General features: G+C 59.3%; 12 protein-coding genes. 6 read left to right on the plus strand and 6 right to left on the minus strand.

The genetic code is table 11. The annotated features are described in order from the left end of the window. Nucleotides 1–17: 17 nt before the first annotated feature. From LOY38_RS24760 to LOY38_RS24785, 6 genes are all read right to left on the minus strand, one after another. Nucleotides 18–794 (minus strand): ABC transporter substrate-binding protein, encoded by a 777-nt coding sequence (locus LOY38_RS24760; protein WP_258697457.1) that lies wholly within the window; start codon nucleotides 792–794, stop codon nucleotides 18–20. A gap of 299 nt (nucleotides 795–1,093) precedes the next feature. After that, nucleotides 1,094–1,546: a molybdopterin synthase catalytic subunit MoaE gene (gene moaE / locus LOY38_RS24765; RefSeq protein ID WP_258697458.1), complete on the minus strand. Its 453-nt coding sequence runs from the start codon at nucleotides 1,544–1,546 to the stop codon at nucleotides 1,094–1,096. Nucleotides 1,547–1,549: 3 nt separating this feature from the next. Continuing rightward, a complete protein-coding gene (locus LOY38_RS24770; protein ID WP_258697459.1) occupies nucleotides 1,550–1,792 on the minus strand; it encodes a MoaD/ThiS family protein in 243 nt (80 codons plus the stop codon). Then, complete coding sequence (gene moaC / locus LOY38_RS24775; RefSeq protein WP_059406245.1) at nucleotides 1,789–2,262, minus strand: cyclic pyranopterin monophosphate synthase MoaC; 474 nt, start codon at nucleotides 2,260–2,262, stop codon at nucleotides 1,789–1,791. The genes LOY38_RS24770 and moaC overlap by 4 nt, the downstream gene beginning before the upstream one ends. Before the next feature lie 231 nt (nucleotides 2,263–2,493). After that, entirely contained in the window at nucleotides 2,494–3,888 is a 1,395-nt protein-coding gene (locus LOY38_RS24780; protein WP_258697460.1) for a PhoH family protein, read from the minus strand. Between the two features lie 336 nt (nucleotides 3,889–4,224). Then, a complete protein-coding gene (locus tag LOY38_RS24785; protein WP_258697461.1) occupies nucleotides 4,225–5,349 on the minus strand; it encodes a polysaccharide deacetylase family protein in 1,125 nt (374 codons plus the stop codon). Between the two features lie 180 nt (nucleotides 5,350–5,529). On the opposite strand from LOY38_RS24785, the gene yaaA reads away from it, so the two are divergent. The 6 genes from yaaA to LOY38_RS24815 all read left to right on the plus strand — a co-directional run bounded on the left by yaaA (nucleotide 5,530) and on the right by LOY38_RS24815 (nucleotide 14,374). Beyond that, a complete protein-coding gene (gene yaaA, locus LOY38_RS24790; protein ID WP_258697462.1) occupies nucleotides 5,530–6,309 on the plus strand; it encodes a peroxide stress protein YaaA in 780 nt (259 codons plus the stop codon). Between the two features lie 834 nt (nucleotides 6,310–7,143). Beyond that, nucleotides 7,144–8,460 (plus strand): nucleotide sugar dehydrogenase, encoded by a 1,317-nt coding sequence (locus tag LOY38_RS24795; protein WP_258697463.1) that lies wholly within the window; start codon nucleotides 7,144–7,146, stop codon nucleotides 8,458–8,460. Nucleotides 8,461–8,682: 222 nt separating this feature from the next. Next, on the plus strand, nucleotides 8,683–10,164 hold the full coding sequence (gene alg8, locus LOY38_RS24800; RefSeq protein ID WP_408980541.1) for a mannuronan synthase: 1,482 nt from the start codon (nucleotides 8,683–8,685) through the stop codon (nucleotides 10,162–10,164). A 35-nt stretch (nucleotides 10,165–10,199) separates the two neighbouring features. After that, complete coding sequence (locus tag LOY38_RS24805) at nucleotides 10,200–11,369, plus strand: alginate biosynthesis protein Alg44 (protein WP_258697464.1); 1,170 nt, start codon at nucleotides 10,200–10,202, stop codon at nucleotides 11,367–11,369. 9 nt (nucleotides 11,370–11,378) lie between these two features. Then, on the plus strand, nucleotides 11,379–12,890 hold the full coding sequence (gene algK, locus LOY38_RS24810) for an alginate biosynthesis TPR repeat lipoprotein AlgK (protein ID WP_258697465.1): 1,512 nt from the start codon (nucleotides 11,379–11,381) through the stop codon (nucleotides 12,888–12,890). Next, complete coding sequence (locus LOY38_RS24815; RefSeq protein ID WP_258697466.1) at nucleotides 12,887–14,374, plus strand: alginate export family protein; 1,488 nt, start codon at nucleotides 12,887–12,889, stop codon at nucleotides 14,372–14,374. Before algK ends, LOY38_RS24815 begins: the two co-directional genes overlap by 4 nt. Nucleotides 14,375–14,393: the final 19 nt, after the last annotated feature.

A 14,393-nucleotide genomic window follows, 5' to 3' on the forward strand; every position in this document is an offset into this window, starting at 1 on the left:
CTCGCGATGGCGATCGATCAATCGCCGTAGATGTCGGACTTGAAGTACTTCTCTGAAATCTTCTGGTATTCGCCACTGGCGCGAATGCCGTCGATGGCCGCGTTCAGTTCACTGACCAATTCGGTGTTGCCCTTGCGCACCGCAATCCCGGCGCCCTCGCCCACGTATTTCGGATCCTTGAGCTCCGGTCCGACAAACGCGTAGCCTTTGCCTCGCGGCATCAACAGGAAGTCATTCAGTGGAATGGTGTCGGCAAAAATGGCATCGAGGCGACCGGCCGCCAGATCCATGTAGATTTCTTCGTTGTTGCCGTAGCGCTTGACGTTGATGCCCTTCGGCTCGAAAACCTCGGTGGCATAACGGTCGGTGGTGGTTGCGCGCTGCACGCCGATCGTCTTGCCCTTGAGGCTGGCGTACTGGTCATCCACGATCGCGCCTTCCTTCATCACCAAACGCGATGATGTGAAGTAGTACTTGTGGGTGAAGTCCACCGACTTCTTGCGGTCTTCGTTGATCGTCATGGACGACAGCGCCATGTCGATTTTCTTCACTTTCAGGGAAGGAATCAGACCGTCGAATTCGCCTTCAACCCACACACACTTGACCTTCATCTGCGCGCACAGGGCATTGCCGATATCGTAGTCGAAACCGACAATTTCGCCTTTATCGGTTTTGGACGCGAACGGCGGATAAGCCGCTTCAATACCGATGCGCAGGCTCTTCTCGGCGGCGAACAGGCTACTGCACGCCAACAGGCTCAGGGCCAGACCGGTAATGAGGGGGAATTTCTTCATGTTCGTTCTCTCGCGGGTTGTTGTTGGTTTGGCAAGACAGAAGAAAGAGCTGAAACGGGGAAACGCCTTTTTTTGTACTTATAATTCCATACTGGACTTTTATGTATTAACCGTCAATCAAACGAACAGGGTTGGGCCTGGCCGATGGTCGGGTGGTGAGTCAGGGAGTTATCGGCTGAAGCGGAAGACCTCTTCGCGGGCAAGCCCGCTCCCACAATAGATCTGTGTGCGCATAACCCTGTGGGAGCGGGCTTGCCCGCGAAGACGGCCTAAAGAACAACAAAGCAGCAACAGACTGCTTACTTGTTCCAGCGATCCGCCGCCGCATGATCGCTGTCGCGCCCTTCAACCCAGCGCGGGCCATCGCGGGTGTTTTCCTTCTTCCAGAACGGTGCGCGGGTTTTCAGGTAGTCCATGACAAAGGCGCAGGCATCGAACGCCGCCTGGCGGTGGGCGCTGGCGGCACCGACAAAGACGATCGGCTCGCCCGGCTCCAGAGCGCCAATACGGTGCAGCACTTCCAACTTCAACAGCGGCCAGCGCTCCTCGGCCTCCGTGGAAATCTTGCCCAGGGCTTTTTCGGTCATGCCCGGATAGTGCTCCAGAAACATCCCGGCGACGTCGAGGCCGTCATTGAAGTCGCGCACGTAGCCGACAAAACTCACCACCGCACCGACGCCCACGTTCGCTGCGTGCATGGCGTTGACTTCCGCGCCGGGGTCGAACGCGGTGGACTGCACGCGAATCGCCATGGCTCAGCCTCCGGTCACGGTCGGGAAAAACGCCACTTCATCGCCATCGCTCACCGGTTCGTCGAGCTGGCAGAGGTCTTCGTTGCGGGCGCACATCAGGTTCTGCTCGATCAGCACCTCGGCGCCGTCACATTGGGCCAGCAGCACGCGCACATCATCGACCGTGGCGAAATCACCTTCAACCGTCACCGAATCCACGCCGAGCGCCTCACGGTAACGGGCGAAAAACTTCACGGTAACGTTCATGGCTGATCCGCCTGGAAATGGCCGCTCTTGCCACCGAGTTTTTCCAGCAGCCGCACGCTCTCGATGGTCATGCCACGATCCACGGCCTTGCACATGTCATAGATAGTCAGCGCCGCCACGCTGGCGGCAGTCAGCGCTTCCATCTCGACGCCGGTCTGCCCGGACAACTTGCAGCGCGCCACGATGCGCACGGTGTCGTCGCCTTCGGCACTGAGTTCGACCTTGACGCCAGTGAGCATCAACGGGTGGCACAGGGGAATCAGATCGCTGGTTTTCTTCGCCGCCTGGATGCCGGCGATCCGCGCCACGGCGAACACGTCACCCTTGGGATGGCCGCCGCTGACGATCATCTGCAGGGTTTCGGGCAGCATGCGCACCAGCGCTTGGGCCGTCGCTTCACGGAACGTCACGGCTTTTTCGGTGACGTCGACCATATTGGCGCGACCTTGGGAATCGAGATGAGTCAGCACAGGGTTACTCCTGATCAGGAGCATCGATTGTAAACCTGCGGGTCAATTTTCCGCACGCTTGATTATGCGTTTACACCGAACCCTGTGGGAGCGAGGCTTGCCCGCGATGCAGACGCTGCGGTTCAACAGGGACACCTCGGTGATGCCATCGCGGGCAAGCCCGCTCCCACAGGTTATTCGTCGGGCATAAAAAACCGGGCGGCTTTGGGCCGCCCGGTTCTATTGAAGCGATTACAGATGCGATTCGGCGTATTCGGCCAGAATCGAACGTGGCACCCCTTGCAGGGTGATGTGTACACCGTTGGGGAAGTCTTTGAAGCGTTCGGTCAGGTACGTCAGCCCGGAGCTGGTCGCGGACAGGTAAGGGGTGTCGATCTGCGCCAGGTTGCCCAGGCACACCACTTTGGAACCGGCGCCGGCACGGGTGATGATGGTTTTCATCTGGTGCGGCGTGAGGTTCTGGCATTCATCGATCAGGATCAGGCTCTGCTGGAAGCTGCGGCCTCGAATGTAGTTGAGGGATTTGAACTGCAACGGCACTTTGCTGAGGATGTAGTCGACGCTGCCATGGGTGTTTTCGTCATCCATGTGCAAGGCTTCGAGGTTGTCGGTGATGGCGCCAAGCCAAGGCTCCATTTTTTCCGCTTCGGTGCCGGGCAGGAAGCCGATTTCCTGGTCCAGGCCCTGCACGCTGCGGGTGGCGATGATGCGCCGGTAGCGTTTGCTGACCATGGTCTGTTCGATGGCCGCCGCCAGGGCCAGGATGGTTTTACCGGAACCGGCCGCGCCGGACAGGTTGACCAGATGAATATCCGGATCGAGCAAGGCGTACAGCGCCAGGCTTTGATAGATATCACGCGGTTTCAGGCCCCAGGCTTCCTGGTGCAACAGAGGTTCCTGATGCAGGTCGAGAATCAGCAACTTGTCGACCTGGATTTCCTTGATCCAGCCGACAAAGCCCTGTTCGTCGATGATGAACTCATTGACGTGTACGGCGGGCAGGTTGTCGATCAGCTGTACCTGATGCCAGGTGCGGCCATGATCCTGCCGGGTTTCGACTTTGCTCACCCGGTCCCAGAAGGAGCCGGTCATGTTGTGGTAGCCATTGGGCAGCAGGGATACGTCGTCGACCAGTTGGTCGGTGCTGTAGTCCTCGGCCGCAATCCCGCAGGCCCGCGCCTTGAGGCGCATGTTGATGTCTTTGGTGACCAGCACCACGGGCAGTTTCGGATCGCGCGCGTGCAGGTCGATCAACTGGTTGATGATGATGTTGTCGTTCAGGTGCTCGGGCAGAATGATGTTCGGCTCGGCACGCTTGCTCATCAGAATTGACAGCAAGCCCTTCGGCCCGCTCTTGCCGCGCTGAATCGGCACGCCCTGTTCAACGTCCTCCGGTGAAGCATCACCCAGGGTCTTATCGATCAGCCGGATGGCCTGACGGCATTCGGCGGCCACGCTGTGATGCCCGCTCTTGAGCTTGTCCAGCTCTTCAAGCACGGTCATCGGGATGGCGACGTGGTGTTCTTCGAAATTAAGCAGGGCGTTTGGATCGTGAATCAATACGTTGGTATCGAGTACATAAAGGATTGGCTGGTTGGAAGAAGGGCTACGTCCGTGGTCATCCATACTCGGTCACCTTATGTGGGAGCCAGTCGACGCAATACCGTTACAGTGCTGCGCCTCGAAGTGGCCACCGAATTCACCTGCGGGGACTCAAGTGAACTGCACACAAGCTGGGTCTTGGAAGACGCCACCTGTGTTGCAGGTTTCGGCGGTCTGTCTTCGTAATACTCCAAAACCTGTGACAGAAAAAAGCACTTTGACGCTTTTTTGAAGTTTATTTTGCAGAATGACCAATAGCACTTGGCGGACTGCCACCACCCCGCTAAAGTCGGAAGTCCGCCTGCACCGAAATCTCTCTCAAAAACGCCCCCGGCTCAATGTTTACGGGCTTTCTCCGTTTCAGCGAAACGCGTCCTGACAATGCTCCCAACCGATCCCGCTTGGCGCCGTTTGTGTAATGAGCCAGGGCATCGCAGTTTTCAGCGCATCCTGCTTCACATTGAAGTTGATCACCCCGTGCCGCCACAGCAGCATCAGGGTCAACACCCGTTGTGCACTCTGGTTGCCCTTGAGCTTGCCGGCGCCGTCCTGGGCGTCGATGTCCCACAACGCCACTTGCAAACCCTGAGACGTGAAGAAGCCTTCAGCATCGGACCGACGCTGGCCATCGGGTGGACGAAACAGCGGTACGTAATTCTCCGGCAGCTTGCCTTTGACCAGCTCGACGCTGCGCCGTACCGAATCCTGCCAGTCTTGCCAGTGGCTGTGAGAGCGGAACTCCCAACCCTGTACACCCACGCATTGCTGCGAATAAGTGCCTTGCAGGCTGGTCACCGAACGCTCGGCCAGACGGGCCTGAATGTCCTTGCCGAGGACGAAGAACGTAGCGCTCATGTTCGATTTGCGCAGGTACTCGGTGACCCAGGCCGTGTTATCGGGCGTGGCATTGGCGGCACTGTCGAAGGTCAGCAGGAACAGGCGGTCATTCATGGCATCGCCATTGCGTTCATAGTCGCCAAAACGATCGACTTCGCTGCTGGTCTGCGGGAACAGCGCGGCCTTGCGCAACTGCTCGTCCAGGTACTGCGCGTGGAACAACCGGCTCGGCTCGGCCCACTTGATGTAATAGCTGTCGTCGCTGACCTGAAACTTGGCCGCTTGCTCACGCAAGGTGTCCATGTCCTCGACCAGAAAACAGAAGGAGGCATCCTGATCGCAACTGCGCTGGGCGAAGTTGTAGTTGGTCAGCAAACGCTGCCACAAGTGCTGACGCAGCTGGTTGACCGACGCCAGATTGAGGGTGCGCAGGCCCAGACGTTGAGCCAGGCTCGCTTCGTCCAGCGATTCACTGGCCAGCAGGACACGGGCGAACATGAGGATTTCGGCCCGCGAGGCGACGTCGAACAGCGTCGGGCTGCTGAGCTGCTCAGGCCAGGTGCTGCGATCCAGCGTCGCCACATCGCCCGGCGCCGCCAGGGCGCCAAAGCTCAACAGCCAGGCAAAGAATAGAAAAACGATACGCAATGGGATGCCTCCATAACAAAACCCGCGCGGCACTATATCCGATCCAACACCCTTCCCCGAAGTAACGACGATCCCCCAGGGTTTTACCGGTAGCCACCGATCATCACCTATGACCTTGATAGCTGGAGTCAACACAGACAACCCCCTAGAATCGCCCCCACGATTAAAGGAGACGACTTCATGCTGATGGTGATTTCCCCCGCCAAGACCCTCGACTACGAAACACCGCCGGCGACCCCGCGTTTCACTCAGCCACAATACCTCGACCATTCCCAGGAGCTGATCCTGCAACTGCGCGACCTGACGCCGGCGCAGATCAGCGAGCTGATGCATGTCTCCGACAAAATTGGCGGCCTCAATGCCGCGCGCTTCGGCAGCTGGACCCCGGCCTTCACCCCAGCCAACGCCAAGCAAGCCTTGCTGGCGTTCAAGGGCGACGTTTATACCGGCCTGAACGCACAAACCTTCAGCGATGCTGACTTCGACTACGCCCAGCAACACTTGCGCATGCTCTCCGGCCTGTACGGCCTGCTGCGCCCTCTGGACCTGATGCAGCCCTATCGGCTGGAGATGGGCACCAAACTGGCCAATGCCCGGGGCAAGGACCTGTATGCCTTCTGGGGCACGCGAATCAGCGAATGGTTGAACGAAGCGTTAGCCGATCAGGGCGACGATGTGCTGCTGAACCTGGCCTCCAATGAGTACTTCTCGGCAGTCAAACGCAGTGCCTTGAACGCGCGCATCATCAATACCGAATTCAAGGACCTGAAGAACGGCCAATACAAGATCATCAGTTTCTACGCGAAAAAAGCCCGCGGCATGATGAGTCGCTTCGTCATCGAAGAACGCATCAATGACCCGGCCGCCCTCAAGCAGTTCGACGTTCAGGGTTATCGCTACAGCAGCGAGCAGTCTAAACCGGACAATCTGGTGTTCCTGCGCGATCACGCGCCGGAGTAATGGAAACCTGCACCAGGTCGGCGCACGACATTGGTTACTTCGTCGTGCGCCGCTCCGTTGATACTCGAATAACTCCCGCCTTTTCGCCGCTTTATTGGCGCCAAAAATCAAGCACTCGAATTTCTAACTTTAGTTTCACTCGACATTGATCATTTTTTTCAGTAGTGGCACTGAAAATTTTTATCTGTAGTGGCAAAAAAGTACCCAAGACAACAATCACCCTATATATAAAGGGCGAAACGGCAAGTGCTATCAATATGAGAGCAGTGCCATCTTTTTCCATATTTCAAGAAATTTCAGAATTCGCGATGGGCGGACTGGAACTATGTCTAAATGCGCCGCTCATACCACCGGTAACGATTCTCTCGGCGCTTGTACGAGATAACTTACGCAGAGAAGAGATTTACATAGCGAAGTTGTCACACGAACTTCTGCTTACTAATCCCTAATTTGGGCAACACATGAAGGACAGGAGATAACGTATCAATACTATCCCCTACAAGGCCACGGCCACGCCCCTATAAACGTGCTCACCCGAGCACCCAACCGCTTGATTTACGGGCTTCTGGCCTGGCATTGAGCGCGCAAGGCCTTTGCACGAACGTCCTCTGATCAGAGGGTCGGCTGCATAACAGGGCACATCATAATAACAAGGCCTGATTGCGCACATCTTGAGTGCACTTATTTAGACACTCGGAACTTAGTATGCCTGCACACGACACTGTAGCGCCTGTAAGGCGCACTTGCGAGTGCACTATGACCGCTGAACACCATTAACTCCGGCCATGTAATGGCTTGTTGAACACAGTCTTGATTAACTGAGAGGTAATTGCGATGCGCATCAGCATATTTGGTTTGGGTTACGTCGGCGCAGTCTGTGCCGGTTGCCTGTCTGCACGGGGCCATGACGTCGTTGGCGTCGATGTCGCCAAAGACAAAATCGATATGATCAACGCTGGTAAATCGCCGATCGTTGAACCGGGCCTGGGCGAACTTCTGCAGCAGGGTATCGAGACGGGCAAATTGCGCGGCACGACCAACTTCGCCGAAGCGATTCGCGACACCGACCTGTCGATGATCTGCGTCGGTACGCCGAGCAAGAAGAACGGCGACCTGGAACTGAACTACATCGAAGCCGTGTGCCGCGAGATCGGTTTTGTCCTGCGTGATAAAACCACCCGCCACACCATTGTGGTTCGCAGCACCGTGTTGCCGGGCACCGTGGCAAACGTGGTAATCCCGATCCTCGAAGATTGCTCCGGCAAGAAGGCAGGCGTCGACTTCGGCGTTGCAGTGAACCCTGAGTTCCTGCGTGAAAGCACCGCGATCGCCGACTACGACCAGCCGCCAATGACCGTCATCGGCGAGTTCGACAAGGCTTCGGGTGACGTTCTGCAATCGCTGTACGAAGAACTCGACGCTCCGATCATCCGCAAGGACATCGCTGTCGCCGAGATGATCAAGTACACCTGCAACGTGTGGCACGCCACCAAAGTGACCTTCGCCAACGAGATCGGCAACATCGCCAAGGCCGTCGGTGTCGATGGTCGTGAAGTGATGGAAGTGGTCTGCCAGGACAAGACGCTGAACCTGTCCCAGTACTACATGCGCCCGGGCTTCGCATTCGGCGGCTCTTGCCTGCCAAAAGACGTGCGCGCCCTGACCTATCGCGCCGGTTCCCTGGACGTGGAAGCACCGCTGCTGAACTCGCTGATGCGCAGCAACGAATCCCAGGTGCAGAACGCGTTCGACATCGTCTCCAGCCACGACAAACGCAAAGTCGCCCTGCTGGGTCTGAGCTTCAAGGCCGGCACCGACGACCTGCGCGAAAGCCCACTGGTTGATCTGGCCGAAATGCTGATCGGCAAAGGCTACGACCTGAGCATCTACGACAGCAACGTCGAGTACGCCCGTGTCCACGGTGCGAACAAGGATTACATCGAGTCGAAGATCCCTCACGTCTCGTCCTTGCTCAACTCGGACTTCGACGACGTGATCAACAACTCCGACGTGATCATCCTCGGCAACCGTGACGAGAAATTCCGCGCCCTGGCGCAGCAAGCTCCACACGGCAAGCAAGTGATCGACCTGGTCGGCTTCATGTCTCAAGCCACCAGCGTCAGCAAGCGCACCGAAGGTATCTGCTGGTAACACGCCTGTAGGAGCTGTCGAGTGAAACGAGGCTGCGATCTTTCCTAGGGCACTTGAGTCCTGAGTGAACCCAAAGACAAAGATCAAAAGATCGCAGCCTGCGGCAGCTCCTACCGGGATTTCTGGCGTCACCCAGAGCGGGTGTCGCCAGTTTTCACAGGCCTGCCTTAACCCCATCGGGCCACCCCACAGGCTCGCCCGAGATCGAGACGGATGCAGATTATGCACAGGCTAAAGCACGGCCTACTTCAAGCCGCCGGTTGGCTGTTTTACCTAAGTTTACTGATGGGCATCGCCATGGCGCTGCCTGTGTCCACGTTCGACTCCGAGTCGAAGGACTTCATCTTCCTGATCGGTATCGTCGGTATCTGGCGCTACTCGATGGGTGCCACGCACTTTCTGCGCGGCATGCTGTTTCTATACGTGGTCTACCCGCACCTGCGGCGCAAAGTGCGCAAGCTGGGTAAAGCGGCAGACCCGTCCCATGTATTTCTGATGGTCACCAGCTTCCGTATCGACGCGCTGACCACCGCGCAGGTCTACAGCTCGGTGATCCGCGAGGCCATCGACTGCGGCCTGCCGACCACCGTGGTGTGTTCCATCGTCGAAATGTCCGATGAGCTGCTGGTCAAGAGCCTCTGGAAGCGCATGAACCCACCCGCGAGCGTCAAGCTCGACTTCGTGCGCATTCCCGGCACCGGCAAGCGCGATGGCCTGGCCTACGGTTTCCGCGCCATCTCCCGCCACCTGCCGGACGACCGCGCCGTGGTTGCAGTGATCGATGGCGACACCGTGCTGGCCGAAGGCGTCGTGCTCAAGACCGTGCCGTGGTTCCAGCTGTTCGGCAATGTCGGCGGCCTGACCACCAACGAGTTCTGCGAAGTGCGCGGCGGCTACATCATGAGCGAATGGCACAAACTGCGATTCGCCCAGCGTCACATCAACATGTGCTCCATGGCCCTGTCCAAGCGCGTGCTGACCATGACCGGCCGGATGTCGGTGTTCCGCGCCTCCGTGGTGACCGACCCGGACTTCATCGCCGACGTGGAAAGTGACTCGCTGCAACACTGGCGCCTGGGCCGCTTCAAGTTCCTGACCGGTGACGACAAGTCGAGCTGGTTCAGCCTGATGCGCCTGGGCTACGACACGTTCTACGTGCCCGACGCCGCGATCCATACCGTGGAACACCCACCGGAAAAGAGCTTCATCAAGGCCAGTCGCAAACTGATGTTCCGCTGGTACGGCAACAACCTGCGGCAGAACTCCCGCGCCCTTGGCCTGGGGATGAAACGCCTCGGTCTGTTCACCTCGGTGGTGCTGTTCGACCAGCGCGTGTCGATGTGGACGTCCTTGCTGGGCCTGACCGTGGCGCTCATCGCCACCTTCAAGTACGGCACCGCGTTCATCCTGGTTTACCTGCTGTGGATCGGCATCACCCGTCTGATCCTGACCGTGCTGCTGTCCTGTTCCGGTCACCGGATCGGCCCGGCTTACCCGGCGATTCTCTATTACAACCAGATCGTCGGCGCGCTGGTGAAGATCTACGTGTTCTTCCGCCTCGACCAACAATCCTGGACCCGCCAGGACACCAAATTGACCCGTGATCTCGCCAGCTTTCAACGTTGGTTCAACACCTGGTCGTCTCGGACCATGACCTTCTCCGCCGGCAGCATTTTTGTCGCCGTGCTGCTGATGATGGTCTGACCGAACTCGCCTGAATTAACTAGGAAATCGCCCATATGAATACCGCCGTCAACAGCAACGTAGTGCACGAATCCGAAGCCCAGCGCCAACACGCACGCGTGAAAATCCCGGCCAAGCTGCGTTTCTTCGGTCCTGATCGGACTCCGGTTGAAGCCCGCGTCATCGACCTTTCCGCTGGCGGCCTGGCGTTCAACGCCGGTCAGCTGCCGCTGAAGGTCGGCGATGTGCACAAGGCCCGCCTGCAATTCGTCATCGATAACCTCGGCCTGGCCATGGACGTGGAATTGCAAATCCGCTCCGTCGATCGCCAGACCGGTCGCACCGGTTGCCAGTTCCAGAACCTGGAACCCCGGGACATTTCCACCCTGCGCCACCTGATCACCTCGCACCTGGCCGGCGACATCGTCAGCGTGGGTGAAATGCTCGCGACCCTGCAGCGCGACAACTTCACCAAGGCGCGCAAGGTCAAGGACGGCGGCCACGGCATGACGCCGCTCGGCCGTCTGAAAGCGGTGACCTTCAGCGCCGGTATCTTCGTGGTCGGCCTGGTGGCGTTCGGTTTCATTATCAAATCGGTGTACGGCATGTACTTCGTCAGCCACGCGCAGGCTGGCCTGGTCAGCGTGCAAGGCATGAACATCACCATGCCGCGCGACGGCACCGTGCAGAGCCTGATCAAGGCTGACGGCGTGGCCGCCAAAGGCGCACCGCTGGCGACCTTCAGCACCAGCATGCTCGACATACTCAAGGGCCATCTGGACGAAGATCAACTGCAACCGTCCAAGGTCGAAGAACTGTTCGGCAAGCAAATGACCGGCACCCTGACGTCGCCGTGCGATTGCACCGTGGCTCAGCAACTGGTGGCTAACGGTCAATACGCCAGCAAAGGCGATGTGATCTTCCAGCTGGTGCCGCGCAACACCGAAGCCAACGTTGAGGCACGCTTCTCCTATCGCCAGTTCGGCGACGTGCGCCCAGGTACTTCGGTCAGCTTCCAGATCGCCGGCGAAGACCAGACCCGTACCGGCAAGATCGTCAGCAGCACCAGCCTGAAAAGCGCCGACCTGTCGTCCGACATCCGCGTGCAGATCAAACCTGACGAGCCACTGGACAGCGCCTTCGCCGGTCGCCCGGTGGAAGTGAACAGCACCCGTGGCCCGAACCTGAACTGGCTGATCAACAAAGCCATGGCCGCCGGTCTTTAAACAGAGGACATGCCCGTGACGATCATCAGTCTCCTGAAAACGCCGCGAATCCTGTGGGAGCGGGCTTGCCCGCGATTGGATAAACGCGGTCTTTCTGAAGCACCGAGCCGCCTGAATCGCGGGCAAGCCCGCTCCCACAGTGGTTATGTGGTGTGCTCGCTGGCTTTGGCCGTGAGCCTGGCCGGTTGCGCCGGCCTGCCCGACCAGCGTCTGGCCAATGAAGCCCTCAAGCGCGGCGACACCGCGCTGGCGGCGCAGAATTACCAGCAACTGGCAGACCTGGGCTACAGCGAAGCCCAGGTTGGCCTGGCCGATCTGCAGGTCGACAGCCGCGACCCGGCACAAATCAAAAAGGCCGAGGCGACTTACCGCGCCGCAGCCAGTGTCTCGCCGCGGGCTCAGGCTCGCCTGGGTCGCCTGCTGGTGGCCAAACCCGGCGCCACCGAAGCCGAACACCACGAAGCCGAAGCACTGTTGAAGAAAGCCGCGACCAATGGTGAAGGCAATACCCTGATCCCGCTGGCAATGCTGTACCTGCAATACCCGCACAGTTTCCCGAACGTGAACGCACAGCAGCAGATCAGCCAATGGCGCACCGAAGGCAAGCCCGAAGCGGGTCTGGCCCAGGTGCTGCTCTATCGCACCCAGGGCACTTACGACCAGCACCTGGATGACGTGGAAAAAATCTGCAAGGCGGCGTTGAACACCACCGACATCTGCTACGTCGAACTGGCCACGGTCTATCAGAAAAAAGCCCAGCCAGAACAAACGGCCGAGCTGATCAAGCAGATGCAAGCCGCTCACAGCCGTGGCGCCGTCTCTGCGCAACGGGTGGACAGCGTGGCCCGCGTACTGGGCGATGCAAGTCTGGGCAAGACCGACGAAAAAACCGCTCAGTCGCTGCTCGAAGGTATCGCCCCTGGCTACCCGGCGTCCTGGGTCAGCCTGGCGCAACTGCTCTACGACTTCCCTGAACTGGGCGACGTCGACACCATGATGAAGTACCTCGACAACGGCCGCGCCGCCGACCAGCCGCGCGCGGAACTGTTGCTCGGCAAGCTCTACTACGAAGGCAAAATGGTGCCGGCCGACGCCAAGGTCGCCGAAGAGCACTTCCAGAAAGCCGTCGGCAAGGAAGTCGCCGCCGATTACTACCTCGGCCAGATTTACCGCCGTGGTTACCTGGGCAAGGTCTATCCGCAGAAAGCCCTGGATCACCTGCTGACCGCTGCGCGCAACGGCCAGAACAGCGCCGATTTCGCCATCGCCCAACTGTTCTCCCAAGGCAAGGGCACCCGGCCCGACCCGGTCAACGCTTACGTCTTCAGCCAATTGGCCAAGGCTCAAGGCACTCCGCAAGCCACTGAGCTTGCGCAAACAATCGAAGCGCAACTGCCGCCTGACCGGCTGGCCGAGGCCCAACGCCTGCTCAAACAAGAGCAAGCCATTCGTAGCACCGTGAGTCCGGACACGCTGGAACTGCACGCCCTGCAAGAAGAAGACGGCGAGGAATCCCTATGAAGCTCAATCCATTCGTGCAGGCCGGTATTGGCCTGACATTCGCCCTGCTGTGGTCGTGCCCGACCCTGGCGGCCCTGACCGAAGACAAGAATTTCGGCCTCGAAGTCAAAGTTACCGGCCAGTCCGAAGACGACCGTGACCTGGGTACTGCCAGTGGCGGTGACGTAAACGGCGTCGGCCTCGACCTGCGTCCGTGGGTATACGGCGAGAGCGGCGCGTGGAGCGCCTACGCCATGGGCCAGGCCGTGACATCCACCGATATCATCGAAACGGACACCCTGCAACAGTCCGACAACAGCGGTACCCAGACCACCGACAACGGTGATCGCAAAACCAAGAAGAACTACCTGGCAATGCGCGAGTTCTGGGTCGGCTACAGCGGCCTCACACCCTACCCTGGCGAGATCCTCAAGCTCGGTCGCCAACGCCTGCGCAACGACGACGGCCAATGGCGCGACACCAACATCGAAGCCCTGAACTGGACCTTCGACACCACCCTGTTGCGCGCCAACGTCGGCGTCGCCGAACGCTTCAGCGAATACCGCACCGACCTGAAAGAACTGGCACCCAAGGACAAGGATCGCCTGCACGTTTTCGGCGACGTCGCCGCCCAATGGTCGCCGGGTAACTGGGTCGGCATTCGCGGTCATCACACCCACGATGACGGCAAGCTCGACTATCCGGAGCCGGGCGTTGCCGGCGATTCTCTGGACAAGAAACAAAACGGCGACATCAGCTGGCTCGGCCTTACCGCCGACAGCGATGCCTACAACTGGCGCAACACCAACACCGTCAACTACTGGGGCAGCATCACCGGCATGAGCGGCGACCGTGACACGGTCAACCCGTTGAATGCCGACGGCACCCGCCCGGCAGAAGCCAAGCGTGGCGAAGACCTGAACGGCTGGGCCACCGACGTGGGTGTGCGTCTGCGCCTCGATCCGCAGTGGCAAGTCGGCGCAGCCTATGCCCGCGCCAGCGCCGAGTACGAACAGACCGGCCTGGAAAGCAACCGTTCGAACTACACCGGTACGCGCTCGCGGGTTCACCGTTTCGGCGAAGCCTTCCGTGGCGAAATGAACAACATGCAGACCGCTACCCTGTTCGGCTCGTGGATGCTCAACGACGAATACGACGCCAGCCTGATCTACCACAAGTTCTGGCGCGTGGACGGCAACAAGCCGGTGGGCAGCAACGGCATCAACGCCGTCGAAAACAACACCGACGACGTGACCGGCGCGATCCTCTCCAGCACCTCCCTGCCGCTGGAAGATGGCAACAAGGACCTCGGTCAGGAAATGGACGTGGTCGTCACCAAGTACTTCAAGCAGGGCCTGCTGCCCGCCTCCTTGAGCCAATCAATCGATGAGCCTTCGGCCCTGGTGCGTGTGCGTGGCGGTGTGTTCAAGCCCGGTGACGCGTATGGCAAAGGCGTCGACTCGTACATGCACCGCGCGTTTGTCGACGTGGTCTGGCGCTTCTGATGCAAACCGCGAAGGGAGT

This window comes from Pseudomonas sp. B21-015 (assembly GCF_024749285.1).
Taxonomy (GTDB): domain Bacteria; phylum Pseudomonadota; class Gammaproteobacteria; order Pseudomonadales; family Pseudomonadaceae; genus Aquipseudomonas.